The organism is Christiangramia sabulilitoris, assembly GCF_007050985.1.
In the GTDB taxonomy this organism is placed as follows: Bacteria; Bacteroidota; Bacteroidia; order Flavobacteriales; family Flavobacteriaceae; genus Christiangramia; species Christiangramia sabulilitoris.
Window position 1 is genome coordinate 1,220,130 of sequence record NZ_VHSF01000001.1, and the last position, 13,425, is coordinate 1,233,554.

Annotated in this window: 12 protein-coding genes; 3 read left to right on the plus strand and 9 right to left on the minus strand. The window is 39.7% G+C overall.

All coding sequences use genetic code 11. From position 1 onward, the window contains the following. Positions 1–9: 9 nt before the first annotated feature. The 3 genes from porW to FGM01_RS05575 form a co-directional block, all read right to left on the minus strand. Complete coding sequence (gene porW, locus FGM01_RS05565) at positions 10–2,541, minus strand: type IX secretion system periplasmic lipoprotein PorW/SprE (RefSeq protein WP_143410129.1); 2,532 nt, start codon at positions 2,539–2,541, stop codon at positions 10–12. Positions 2,542–2,637: 96 nt separating this feature from the next. Beyond that, positions 2,638–3,348 (minus strand): ABC transporter ATP-binding protein, encoded by a 711-nt coding sequence (locus FGM01_RS05570; RefSeq protein ID WP_143410130.1) that lies wholly within the window; start codon positions 3,346–3,348, stop codon positions 2,638–2,640. 10 nt (positions 3,349–3,358) lie between these two features. Beyond that, on the minus strand, positions 3,359–4,843 hold the full coding sequence (locus tag FGM01_RS05575) for a DUF5687 family protein (protein ID WP_143410131.1): 1,485 nt from the start codon (positions 4,841–4,843) through the stop codon (positions 3,359–3,361). Positions 4,844–4,938: 95 nt separating this feature from the next. Here FGM01_RS05575 and FGM01_RS05580 point away from each other — a divergent pair, with 95 nt between their 5' ends. Next, positions 4,939–5,988 carry a ferredoxin--NADP reductase gene (locus FGM01_RS05580; RefSeq protein ID WP_143410132.1) on the plus strand — a complete coding sequence of 350 codons (1,050 nt, stop codon included), beginning with the start codon at positions 4,939–4,941 and terminating at the stop codon, positions 5,986–5,988. A 3-nt stretch (positions 5,989–5,991) separates the two neighbouring features. Here the strand turns inward: FGM01_RS05580 and FGM01_RS05585 are convergent, their stop codons facing one another. From FGM01_RS05585 to FGM01_RS05595, 3 genes are all read right to left on the minus strand, one after another. Then, positions 5,992–7,059: a glycosyltransferase family 9 protein gene (locus tag FGM01_RS05585; RefSeq protein ID WP_243735764.1), complete on the minus strand. Its 1,068-nt coding sequence runs from the start codon at positions 7,057–7,059 to the stop codon at positions 5,992–5,994. Between the two features lie 4 nt (positions 7,060–7,063). Next, positions 7,064–7,672: a DUF4254 domain-containing protein gene (locus tag FGM01_RS05590; protein WP_143410133.1), complete on the minus strand. Its 609-nt coding sequence runs from the start codon at positions 7,670–7,672 to the stop codon at positions 7,064–7,066. A gap of 119 nt (positions 7,673–7,791) precedes the next feature. Continuing rightward, on the minus strand, positions 7,792–8,715 hold the full coding sequence (locus tag FGM01_RS05595; RefSeq protein ID WP_143410134.1) for a DUF6427 family protein: 924 nt from the start codon (positions 8,713–8,715) through the stop codon (positions 7,792–7,794). 43 nt (positions 8,716–8,758) lie between these two features. Here FGM01_RS05595 and FGM01_RS05600 point away from each other — a divergent pair, with 43 nt between their 5' ends. Continuing rightward, positions 8,759–8,989, plus strand: coding sequence for a DUF6341 family protein (locus FGM01_RS05600; protein WP_143410135.1), 231 nt, complete (start codon positions 8,759–8,761; stop codon positions 8,987–8,989). Here FGM01_RS05600 and purD read toward each other — a convergent pair. Continuing rightward, positions 8,981–10,252, minus strand: coding sequence for a phosphoribosylamine--glycine ligase (gene purD, locus FGM01_RS05605; protein ID WP_143410136.1), 1,272 nt, complete (start codon positions 10,250–10,252; stop codon positions 8,981–8,983). The two genes, FGM01_RS05600 and purD, sit on opposite strands and share 9 nt — an antisense overlap. 84 nt (positions 10,253–10,336) lie before the next feature. Here purD and FGM01_RS05610 point away from each other — a divergent pair, with 84 nt between their 5' ends. Continuing rightward, positions 10,337–11,647 carry a phenylacetate--CoA ligase family protein gene (locus FGM01_RS05610; protein WP_143410137.1) on the plus strand — a complete coding sequence of 437 codons (1,311 nt, stop codon included), beginning with the start codon at positions 10,337–10,339 and terminating at the stop codon, positions 11,645–11,647. On the opposite strand, the gene FGM01_RS05615 is transcribed toward FGM01_RS05610, so the two are convergent. Together FGM01_RS05615 and FGM01_RS05620 are read right to left on the minus strand one after the other, a co-directional pair. Next, positions 11,628–12,413, minus strand: coding sequence for a glycosyltransferase family 2 protein (locus FGM01_RS05615; protein ID WP_143410138.1), 786 nt, complete (start codon positions 12,411–12,413; stop codon positions 11,628–11,630). The genes FGM01_RS05610 and FGM01_RS05615 overlap by 20 nt on opposite strands. A gap of 2 nt (positions 12,414–12,415) precedes the next feature. Beyond that, positions 12,416–13,405, minus strand: coding sequence for a UDP-glucuronic acid decarboxylase family protein (locus FGM01_RS05620; RefSeq protein ID WP_143410139.1), 990 nt, complete (start codon positions 13,403–13,405; stop codon positions 12,416–12,418). Positions 13,406–13,425: the final 20 nt, after the last annotated feature.

Here is a 13,425-nt window from a genome sequence, read left to right on the forward strand (position 1 = left end):
TAGCAGGGTTTAGAAATTGTCCAGAAAACTTCTTAAAGTTTTCTTAATTTGTACAATTCTATAATTTTCTGCCGACATGACAAAAGACTCCCTCTCTATTTTATACTTTTTATTTTTCTGTAATAACTCCTGGAAGCCCAGACCTCTGGATTTATCAGAGAATCCATGAACCACAACAAAATTCTGTTCAACATCATAAATATCTACAGAAACCTTTAATTTATTGTAGTCTAAATCTGACAAGGATTTTTCTATGGTCATTTTCAGTTCTTTAGCTTCTTCCTTTTTCTCTTTATCGAGAGGATAGACCAGCTTAAAATTATTTTGAAGACTATCTGCAACGAATTCCAGTTGTTTTAATTCCCGTATACTAGTGTTGAGTGTATTCTGCGCCTTTTGTCCTTCAGAAGATTGCGGATAAGTCACTGCCAGATAATTCAGCGCCTGCTCATAGGCATCTAATCCCATTAACCTGGCTACCGCCCGTGCTTTTAAAAGTTCCAGTTTTGGAACTATTGGATCCCCGGTAAGCCGCGAAACATATTCATTAGCCTGATCTATTACTTCCTGGTATTCCTGTTCCTCGTATTTTCTAAAAAGAGCCTTATACAGAACTTCAGGGCTGTTCTCATCTGTTTGGATACTCTCAGGGTTTCTGATAAAGGCAGCATACCGTGAATCTGAATAATTCTGAAGTATATCATTTTTCATCACCTCCCGGGCTTCGAAATTCTCCTGGGCACCGTAGATGTTGTAAAGATTATATTTTGCAGGAAGAATAAGACGTTCCTGGGGATCATTATCCAGCAGAAACTCCAGTTTTTCTGCAGCGAGGTCGTATTCCTTATAATTTTCATTATAAATCACGCCCAATTGAAAATAAGCCAGGTTTCTTTGCGTCGCCAGGCTATCCAAAACAGATCGTTCTCCGGGAATCTGATTTATATAGGTCATCGGATCATAAAAAGGATCGTTATCTAGGTTGATATCCATCAAAGTACCCCGAGCATTTATAGAGCTTTGATTTAAAGCGGTAGAGCCCCATCTCCAGTTATCCTTTAGTTCTCTGGTCCCCCAGATACGCAGAAATTCCTGGGCTCCCCTGGAAACACGCAATGGATTGTAGAAATAAAATGAATTACCTTCACCTGCAGGTGGCAATCCTGCCGATGGAAAATTATTCTCGGGCCCTATACTGGCCGTGTAAACCGGTAATTCTCCCTCCTCAATATCTTTCATGGCCTTCTCCCTAAGATCATTCGTATATTTGGTAAAATAGGCCAGTAACTCGTCTTCAGACAGGCTGGAAAGTTTTAGAATACTATCGGTTTCCTCTGCGATCTTCTCAAATTTAATTACATCCTCAAGGTTGGTTCTTTTCTTTTTAATAATTCTGTATTCCAAAAGACCGGGTGACATGAAAGTAAGGGTACTATCATAATATTTACCTGCTTCCTGATAGCTGGCCAGATCAAAATTTATATCGGCAAGGATTTCGTAATTAATTGATTTCAGGAAAACATCACTGGAAGGCGATCTCAGCGATTTATTGTAATATTCTATGGCCAGGTCTGTAGAGTCAAGTTTCTGGTAATATTCACCCAGCTGAAAATATATTTTATCAAGGTAAGGCCGGTTTTCCCTGTCTTTTTCGAGTTCTGTGAGTAACTCCAGTAAATATTGATCATTCCCGGAATCTTTATTAAAATTTCTAGCCTTTTGAATATAGGCATTCACATAATAAATACGTGGAGATTTGCGATGTAGCTCAATAACCTCATCAAAAGCCGCATTGGCTTTGGATTCCTCTCCCAGCCTTTCATAAAGCTGACCGAGAATATAATAATATCTTCCTTTTTCAGCATTCTTACCTGTAAATTCAGCCGCATTCCTCAGGGGCACTGTGGCAGAATCTATATAGGTGAGATTAATATAGGCCTGCGCCAGGCTCGCATTCGCATCTGCCACATCCTGGTCTTCAATTCTGTCTGAATCAAGGATCTTTTTCAGGTTTTTGATCGCAAGTTTTTCGTTGCCAATCCTCACGTTCGTTTTTTCCCTCCAGATACGGGCATGATTTATATTATCACTGGCGGGATAGCGATAAAGAATATAATTGAAAGCATCAAGTGCCGGGATAAAACGCTGATCGAAATATCTCGCTTTTCCCAGGAGAAGATATGCATCATCCATTTTTGGATTACGCTCCTTTCCCTTGATCTGCATGGAATGTTTTTGAATTGCTTTAACCGCTTTTTCTTCGGCTCTGCCAAAATTCTGGTTTCTGATGCTGTCTGGAAGAATGATCTTATCATCTACGTCCAGGCGCTCTACCGGCAGGATGTCCCAGTAATTATCCGCATAATTCTGGTTGATCTCCTCTTTGCCCTGCTCAAAAGCTACTTCGCCATTGTAGAGGGTATTATATTCGGCCGTAACGGCGTGATAATTCCGGTTTATAAATGAATCTTTCTTTCGGGAACAGCTAAAAACAGCTGCCGAAAGTATGAGAAAAAGAGTATAACGGGTAAACCTATTCAAACTGAACCTTTTATGGGTATCATGAATAACTTTGATACAGCTAGTTTAGTATGTAAAAGTAAACTTCTTTTTCTAAAGTCCAATAAACGGCAATTACTAGATTTGGGTGACCTCGGCAGAAAAGTAAGCTTCCAGTTCGTTCAGGGTAGCTTCTGAAGTCTCCAGGTCACGTACAATCACACCTTTATCCAGGACGACGATCCTTTCACATACTTCAGTCACATGAATAAGATCATGACTGGAGATCAAGATCGTTGTACCTGAAGTCTGAGAAAGACTTTTTAGTAATTGCTTTAACCTGATCTGGGTTGTTGGATCAAGATTAGCAAAAGGCTCATCGAGAATAACAACTTCAGGGTTACCAATCAAAGCTGCTACAATTCCAACTTTCTTCTGGTTTCCTTTGGAAAGGTCCCGGAGATATTTTTTTCTGCCTATAATCTCCCCGTTGAAAAGGTCTTCAAACTGGATAAGAAATGAATCAATATCAGCTTTATTCTGGTTTCTAAGCTCTCCGATAAAATAGAAATATTCCTCTGGCGTGAGGTAACCAATCAAAAAGCTTTCATCAATGAAGGAATTGGTAAAAGGTTTCCAATCTTCACTCTCACTTACGGTTATATCCTTGTTGAAGATATTTCCGGAAGTTGGTTCAATAAGATCTAATAAAAGACTAAAAAAAGTGGTTTTCCCGGCGCCGTTGTTTCCAACCAGGCCAAAATTCTGTCCAGACGGAATATCAAGATGCTCAATATCCAGCACTTTAGTGCCATTATATACTTTCGAAAGATTCGTTGCTGTAATCATGATAAATTTTTTAGTCTCCTTTTTGTTTAAATCCCTGTATCATTACATATTTTCTTCGGCGGTACCGTTGAGCCAGATAGGTAAGCAGGGCTGGTCTTAAAATAAGTCCGATAATTCCAAGCCCGGCTAAAACGCCAACTGCAACTTCATAATTAATAAACTTATTAATAATCCAGAAGAAAAATATTGGCACCAGTAATAAAGGTAAACCAACCAGCCATTGCGAGGCTCCGGTACCCTGGTAGTTCATAAAAGGACTTTTATCCAGGTCGATTCTCTTTTTGTTGAAAGACCCTGAAAATAACAAAAGAGGTATATTCACCCCCATATTGTAAATAGCGCAGGCAAGGTTAAGCAATAAAATGTTCCATCCAAAATAGACATAGGGAGTAGATAATATCGCCAGGACCACCACGCTAAAGGTTATAAGTCCCATTTTAGAAGCCAGATATTGCCTCATCGGGATATTCTGTGCCATGATCATAGGGTAATAAGATGCATCCCAGGATGGGATAAACTGCCCGAAATTGATCATAAAAATACCGGTGATGAATATTCCCACAAATACGAAAAATGCCGGCATATCCTGGTAAGTATCATTGGGGTAGAATATTAAACCATAGGCCAGGAATATGAAAGAAAGATATATCGTGGTTTTTGGTCTTTTATTTCGCCAGATCAATTTCAGATCCTGCTGAAGAAAGGGTGCGATACTCCCAAATCTTTTAGTCCAGCCAAATTCCTTGGTGTTCACCGTCTTATTTTTCCCTTTCAACCCGGAATCAAGGTAGAATTTACTCTTTAAATTCTGAAAGTTCCAGCTATAAAGCATTACCAGCAATACAACAGGAACCAGGAACAGTATTGGGAATTCCAATACATAATTTAAAAGACTTCCGAAGTAAGCGGTAATATCAAATATTCCCAGATAGTCCAGTAAAGCGATCCCAATACCAACAATTACAATAGGAATAAGTGCTTTGAGGTTCTCAGTAAAGCGTTTCTTGATAATGAAATTGAAGTAGTTCATACAAAGTGTGGTCGCATACATGGCGGCCATCCAGGCAATCATATCGCCTGCCGCGTAACCTTCTTTGAGAATACTGTATAGGGTAAAAGGAATGATCAATAATAAAGGCAGAAAATTATAGAATGAGAAAAGAGATTTGATCAAAACATAATTCACCACTTTAGACCTTTTAATAGGTAATACCATAAGCGGCTTAATATCCATCACAGGCAGGGTTTGCAGCATAAACCTGAATAAGAGGTCGAAGGTGAAATATACCAGTGCAAAATTATTTACGATCACCAGGGGATCCTGCCCTGGATATACCTTTTTAAGAATTGGAAAAAGGGCAACACCAAAAAACAGGAACATTGCCGAGAAGTATAAAGCAAGAAATGCCATCAGGATCTTAAGACCCAGACTTTTTCCAAAACTGGCCGATCTTAGAAAGGATTTCCATTCGAGCCAGGTAAATTTTCTGAACATAAATACTGTATTTGGTTAATTGGTATGGAAATTTAAACTTTTGTTACATTTTTAAAAGCATCAGACTTTGTATTTTTGCGCACAAATAAAAAATAATGAGCAAGTTCTATCCGCTTAAAATAAAGGAAATAATTCGTGAAACTTCCCAGGCGGTAAGTTTATCTTTTGATATCCCCGAAAATCTGATAGAGGAATTTAGTTTTTCTGCAGGTCAATATATTACCATCAAAACCGAAGCTGACGGTGAAGAGATACGCAGGGCATATTCCCTGTGTTCCGCTCCAAATTCAGATGAGTTCAAAGTAACTGTAAAAGAAGTTGAAGGCGGCCGATTCTCTGTTATAGCCAATAATAAGCTGGTTGCCGGCGATATTCTCCAGGTACATCCTCCGGAAGGAAAATTTGTATTTGAGCCAGGAGATAAAATAAAAAATTATGCGGCTTTTGCTGCAGGAAGTGGGATCACCCCGGTTTTGTCTATTATAAAATCTGTATTAAGAGACGAACCTCACAGCAAATTTGTGCTTACCTACGGTAACAAATCCATAGACGATACCATATTCTTTAAAGAACTATTGAAACTTCAGGCCGAATTCCCGCACAGGCTATTCGTGGAGTTCATCTATAGCCGTACCCGCGAGGATAATGCACATTTTGGGCGTATAGAGACCAGCACGGTAAATTATATCGTTAAGAATAAATTCAAAGATCATCCTTTCGATAAATTTTATTTGTGTGGTCCCGAGTCCATGATCAACCACGTATCTGAAGTTCTACTGGCTAACGGAGTTAAAAAAGAACAGATCCTTTTTGAACTCTTTACCACCACCGATGAAGAAAAAGAGATACAGGGTGATACCGATGGTGCTACCCAGGTGACTATACTTGTAGATGATGAGGAGTACACCTTTTCTATGGATAGAAAATCTGTTGTTCTGGATGAAGCTCTGGAGAATGATATCGATGTTCCCTATTCCTGCCAGGGTGGAATTTGCAGTAGCTGCATGGCCAGGATTACTGAAGGTAAAGCTGAAATGAGTAAGAACCAGATCCTTACAGATGAGGAGATAGAAGAAGGTTTTGTGCTAACCTGCCAGGCGCATCCAACAACTCCTACCCTAAAAGTAGATTTTGATGATGTTTAATCTTTAAAGATTATCCAGGATCTTAGCAATAACATTTTCCGGGGGTATGCTGCGCATGACGTCTTCGTAGCCCTCCGGAACTTTATCACCGTAGACCGAAGTTGGGATCTTGGGATATTTATCCAGGTCTGGCAGGATACAGTTTTCCATAGGCTGATTAAACGCTCTGAAACCAGCATAGGGATGAGTTACCCCCCAGAGACTTATTACAGGAATTCCAAAGATAGCTGCCAGGTGAGCATTTCCGCTATCCATAGACACCATAGCATCCAGATTAGAAATTAAGCTTAACTCCTCTGCAAATCTGAGCTTTTTTACTACACTTATACAATTTTCAAACTTCTCTTCCCATTCTTCCAACTGTTCCTTTTCTGAATCGCCTCCTCCAAACATAATGATCCTGATGGTGGCCAGATCAGAAAGTTGAGACAATACCTTTTCCATCAGGTCTTTTGGATAGCACTTGGATTGATGTTGCGCAAAAGGAGCTACTCCGAGCCACTTCAAAGACTGCTTCCCAATTATTTCATATACAGAAGGCAGTAATTCCCTGCGTGCAGGTGGAGTATATTCTGAAAGATCTATAGGATAGCCTAATTTTTCAAAAACATCAGCATAACGCTGGTGTGTGGATTTTAACTGGCGAAACTCCTTGTTGTTTTCTCTCGTTAAAGCCTTTTTTTGGGACCTTCCTTTATCGATCTGTTCGAATGGAATTCCGTAAAAATAGAAAAGCGACCTTAGTACATTGGTACGCAAAACGTCGTGTAAGTCTGCAACTGCGTCAATCTCTTCTTCCCGAAGTTCCCTGGCCAGTGTACCAAGACCCAGGACCCCTTCGTGAACACCGGTTAGATCTGCTTCGTAGATCCTTACATTAGACAGGTGACTGAAAAGAGGGGCAAAAAAATTCCGGGTAAGCACAGTGATGGTGAGTTCAGGATATTTTTTTACCAAAACACTTAGAACGGGAACGATCATAGCGATATCACCCATGGCCGAAAATCTAATCACCAGGATGTGCTTTTCTTTTCCGCCGTTTTTAGCTAAAGAATTGCCGGAACCCTCCATAAATCTATTTATTACCTCGAAGAACCGGGTTTAACTCGTCGTCATTATACATCTTCATTTGCTTGTAGACTTTCATATATTTCTCGCCATTGGCGATATCTTCCAGCAATTGATTGATCGCTGTAGAAAGGTCTACTCTCTGCTCAAGCAAAACATCGAGCTTGGCTTTGCACTTCATCTGGTGTTCCTGAGATGCATCCTCCCTGTTCGCCTCTTCATGCATATGATAGATCTTCAAGGCAAGAATTGACAGCCTGTCTATAGCCCAGGCAGGGCTTTCAGAATTAATAGTAGCATCTGTATTGGGCTGTACATCTTTATATTTCTCAAGAAAATAACTATCAATATATTCAACAGTGTCTGTACGATCCTGGTTAGAAGCGTCTATCATTCTCTTTAGCTTCAAAGCTTCCACGGGATCGATGTTCTGGTCACGAATGATGTCTTCGTAATGCCATTGCACGGTATCTATCCAGCATTTTCTATATAAAAGGTGTTCTATAAGATTTTCTTCAGCGGTATACGGATTATTAAATTCCTGATCTACGCTGTCTTTTTCATGATACTTCTCAATTACTTCTCTAAAAATCGTGTTGGCCTTATCTGAAAACATATATTTTATTTCTTCTTTAACTATAATTATTAGTGTGTAACCACGGGCCCTGTAAACGCCTATGCAAAGATATTATTTTTCAAAAGAGTAAACCTTAAAAGGGCTGTAAACATTCAGGTTTAAACGAAAAAAGCTAAAATTATCGGCATTAATATAAGGGTGGCCAGGATGATTTCCTTAAACAGTTTATCTCTTTTCCCGTCAAAATAGTTGGAAGAGATTATACTTAGAGGGACAAAGAAAAAGATTAGTTCGCTTCCATTCTTGTAAGGTGAAAAAATGGCTACAGCTGCAGAGATCCCTAAGCTGAACAAGATCATACTAAGAACCGGCCTCCTGGTTATACTCGCCTTTTGGATTGCTGAAAAATACTGGAATAATGTCCAGAGCAACAGGCCAAGAAAAACGCTTAAGGGTATCAACATTCCAATTTCTCCATATTGGGAGAAATCAAAGTTGCTGGTCTGGTACCAGTCATTGAATGTATAGAAGCTATCATTAGCAATTAAATGATAGCACACAGTGAGAAGAGCTACAGCAAGAAAAGCAGTTAGCGGCACGAGCCAGTTTTTAAATGCGGCAGCAAAATTTAGTATCGCCAGGAAAACCAGGATCAGGAATAAAACTGTCCAGAAATGGTAAAGTGTTGCAATACAGATCCAGAATGTAGCATCAAAGATCTTTTTTTGCACCGCGATATGTGACTTTAAACTAACGATTCGTCGCAAACCAAAAAGCACACATAAATTCGCGATGATAATGGATTCATTTTGTAATAAACTTGAAAATGAGATACAAAAAAGCGCAAAAAGAAGGGTTTTATAGGCACTCCTTTTGGTGAGCTCATTCTTCTTTGCAATGAAATTCAACACAAGCAGACTCAAAACTAAAACAAGCAGAACTCCTGTTTTTTCCACCAGTTCCAACCAGTCAAAACCATTATTCCAATCATTGATATTGGCTCCAATGTAAAAAAGACTCATCAGTAAAATGATGACAGCAAGATTAAAAGGCTTGGATTTGCTAAAAAAGCTTGTTAGCATTGGCGTTTTTTATATTTTTGTAATCACAAATAAAGTTCAGACAATGAAAGATTTTTTTGAGGGAATACAGTATGTTGTTGAATTGGTACTATTAAACCCACTTGACGAATTAAGATCACTTGAATTAGACTCCTGGTTTCTTGCTAATATCCTTAACTGGGCATTCATGATCATTGGTTTCTTGGCTTTCCTTTACTGGATGAAGCAATTGAAAACTTTCAACGACAGGAATGAAGAAAACAGAGAATCTACTTCTCACTCCTTCCTAGGATAAATCAAAACCTATATCGTTTCTAAAATACATCTTATCAAATTGCAGCATTCCTGCACTTTGGTAAGATTTTTTTAGTGCCATACGGTAATCATCCCCAAAGGAAGTTAATGCTATTACCCGGCCTCCACTGGTCACTACCTTATCACCATCATTGGTGGTACCGGCATGAAAAATGATCGAATCTTTCACATTTTCCAACCCGCTTATCACTTTTCCTTTTTCATAAGATTCCGGGTATCCTCCTGAAACTAACATGACTGTTGTCGCAGATCTTGGGTCTATTTCCACACTGGCCTTATCCAGGTCTCCAGACCAGGTTTTTTCCAGTAATTCCACCAGGTCTGATTGAATTCTAGGCAGAACAACCTCGGTTTCCGGGTCTCCCATCCTAACGTTATACTCGATCACATAAGGCTCTTCACCTACTTTTATCAGACCAATAAAAATGAATCCTTTATAATCTATTTCTTCTTCCTGTAACCCCTTTACGGTAGGCTTAACAATGCGTTCCTCAATTTTTGTCATCAGGGTTTCATCTGCAAATGGAACCGGAGAAATAGCTCCCATCCCGCCTGTGTTTAAACCGGTATCCCCTTCTCCTATTCGCTTATAATCTTTGGCGGTTGGCAGAATCTTATAATTTCTACCATCGGTAAGCACAAACACACTCAATTCAATACCATCCAAAAACTCTTCGATCACCACCTTTTGGCTCGCTGCACCAAATTTCCCCGATAACATATTCTCCAGCTCTTTTTTGGCTTCGTCCAAATCATCGATGATCAACACACCTTTGCCAGCGGCCAGACCGTCTGCTTTGAGTACATATGGGGAATTCAGCGTTTCCAGAAAGTTTTTACCCGCTTCCAGGCTTTCAAAACTAAAGCTTTCATAGGCTGCGGTAGGTATTCCATGAATGGCCATAAATTCCTTGGCCCTTTCCTTACTCCCTTCCAAAAGTGCACCACGGCTGGAAGGACCAATAATCTGGATGTCTTTTAGACGCTCATCATTTGCAAAAAAATCTACTATTCCTTTTACCAGTGGGTCTTCAGGACCAACCACGATCATATTAATCTCCTTTTCCAAAGCGATATTTGCAACTGCAACGAAATCTATCGGGTTCAATGGAATATTTTCAGCGATACTAGCAGTACCGGCGTTTCCGGGAGCAACATATAGCTTCGAACATTTACTACTTTGAGCGATCTTATAAGCAAATGTATGTTCACGGCCACCTGAGCCAAGGATTAGAATATTCATTAGTTGTGGTTTTTAATATTGCTTCAAAAATAATTGTTTGTAAATTGAAGCACGAATAAATTCGTTAAAAAAGCTTCCCTGCCCTTGGATTGGTTTAAACTTTCTTTACAGCTTAACAAATTCCCCATCAAAAGGGCTCAGAACAAACTGAAGGAAATTCAAAAGATTCCAGAGGAAGAATATGCAAAGTATCAGCAGAAAAGGAGGAATGCTATTTTAGATTATCACATCCAACATAACGAATTCTACCGCGAATTCTTTAATTGGGATGGGTTTGATAACTGGGAGAAGGTTCCCATCATGAAAAAGTCTGATCTGCAACAACCGCTTAGTGAAAGACTAAGTAAAACTTTTAATACCAGGACCGCCTATATAGGGAAGACTTCGGGCAGTAGTGGACATCCGTTTATTTTTGCCAAGAACAGGTTTGCGCATGCTTTAAGCTGGGCAGGCTTCCAGGATAGATACAGCTGGTATGATATAGACCTCAACAAATCATTACAGGCAAGGTTTTATGGAATTCCCCTGGATTTCTTCGGAAATGTTCAGGAACGTTTAAAAGACCGGATAAGCCTGAGACGCCGATTCAACATTTTTGATCTCAGTGAAAAAAAGATGGAGATCTTCCTGGAGCGTTTTAAAAAGTCAGATTTCAATTACCTCAACGGTTATACCAGTGCCATCCTTCTTTTTGCACGATTCCTTAAGGATAAAAATATTGTCCTGAAAGACCTCTGCCCCAGCCTTAAGATCTGTATCGTGACTTCTGAAAGGCTTTTTGAAAAAGATAAACAATTAATAGAAGCTGCCATAGGTGTCCCGGTGATCAATGAATATGGGGCAAGTGAAGTAGGCCTTATTGCTTTTGAGGATTTGGAGAATCACTGGATTGTGAACTCAGAAGATCTTTATATCGAGATTCTGGATAAAAATGATAAGATTCTACCCTATGGAGAGGAAGGTCGCGTAGTGATAACATCCATGTACAATCATGCCCACCCCATGATACGCTATGATATTGGCGATATTGGCTGCCTTTCCACGAAAAGTACCTTAAAAAAGCCTATTCTGGAGAAATTGATCGGCAGGACCAATGACATTGCCAGGCTGCCCGACGGTAAAGTTGTACCGGGCTTAACATTTTACTACGTTACCAAAACTATTATTGAAGATAACGGTAATATCAAGGAGTTTGTCATTATTCAGACGAAGATCGATGAATTTAAAATAGAATATGTAAGCGAAAAAGAACTCTCTGCAGAGCAAAAAAATAAGATTCTGGAAGCGGTAGGAACTTATGTGGGGAAAAATCTAAAGATCATTTTTGAAAGAAGGGATCTCCTGAAGCGCAGTGTAAGTGGGAAATTGAAGCAATTCACTTCTCAAATTTCGTAGGAACAATTTGTTTGGACTTAACAAAAAATTGCTCATTTAAGAATACGAGCATTTTCCATAGGCTTTCATACCTGTTGTACCCCAGAATATCATGATAGACCCTGTAATTATATCTCAGCATCTCCAGTTTGTTCCGGGAAATTGAATTCTTTCTTATTCGGTAAACCGCCAGAGCTTCCTGAATGCCTTGCATAGACCCTCCTTTTTTTATCACCTCCAGCCATAAAGCCCAATCCTGCCTTTTCGAAATCTGGGGAGAGTAGATCTTACCCAACATTTTTGAATTATAAATGCCCGTAAGGTTACCTACATAGTTTGCCTTCAACAATTTTGCATAGCTAAGTACAGGTAAGGCCATCACTTTCTTATTGATCCTTTCCCCATTTTCAGAGATCAACTCATAAGATGAGTAACAGGCATTGAGATCATGTTCAGAAAGAAAATTCAGCTGTGTTTTAAGCTTTTCTGGCTTCCAGAGGTCATCTGCATCAAGAAATGCAATAAAATCTCCCTGCGCAGCTTTAATACCTTTATTACGGGTATGATGAGTACCCCGGTTCGTGGAATTTTTCAGAAACCTGATTCGATAATCTTTACCTAAAAACTCCTGAATTATACTGGGGGTAGAATCTGTAGAGGCGTCATCAATGATCAAAAGTTCCCAGTTTGAATAGGTTTGATCCAGAACAGACTGGATAGATTCGGCTATAAAGGCCTCTGAATTATAAGCCGGCATTATAACTGAAACCAATCCCTGATCTTCCATTTCTACCTGCGGATATGTTCAGAAAAATCCTTGTGTTCCCTTTTTTGAAGTTCATCCTGGCTAAGGCCTCTAAAATAATCATAAGTGATCTTCATTCCCTCTGCCCTGCTCACTTTAGGTTCCCAGTTTAATATCTTCTTTGCCCGGCTAATATCCGGCTGTCTCTGCATGGGATCGTCCTGGGGAAGTTCTTTATAAACGATCTTTTGATCTGTTCCGGTAAGTTTTATGATCTCCCGGGCAAAATCCAGAATGCTTATCTCATGTGGATTACCAATATTTACGGGATCTGAATAGTCGCTTAGAAGCAGCCTGTAAATACCTTCCACCTGATCGTCAACAAAACAAAAAGACCTGGTTTGTGATCCATCTCCAAAAACGGTAAGATCTTCGCCTCTCAAAGCCTGTCCTATGAAAGCCGGGATCACTCTGCCGTCATTTAGCCTCATTCTTGGACCATAAGTGTTGAAGATCCTGGCGATCCTTGTTTCAAGGCCGTGGAAACGATGATAAGCCATAGTTATGGATTCCTGGAATCGTTTTGCTTCGTCATACACTCCTCGCGGTCCTATCGCATTTACATTCCCGTAATATTCTTCATTCTGGGGATGCACCTGTGGATCTCCATAAACTTCTGAAGTAGACGCGATTAGGATACGTGCGTTCTTTTCTTTAGCCAGGCCCAGGCAATGATGTGTGCCTACAGATCCAACTTTTAAGGTCTGGATAGGGATCTTCAAATAGTCTATAGGACTTGCCGGTGAAGCAAAATGCAGGATATAATCTAAATTACCGGCTACATGAACAAACTTTGTAATATCATGGTGATGAAACTCGAAATTCTTTTCTTTTATAAGATGCTCGATATTTCTAAGATCCCCGGTTATTAGGTTGTCCATTCCAATTACCTCGAACCCTTCTTTGATAAAACGGTCACAAAGATGCGAGCCTAAAAATCCGGCAGCACCGGTGATCAAAATTCTTTTAGCCATAATTATAATCCTGGTTAAAA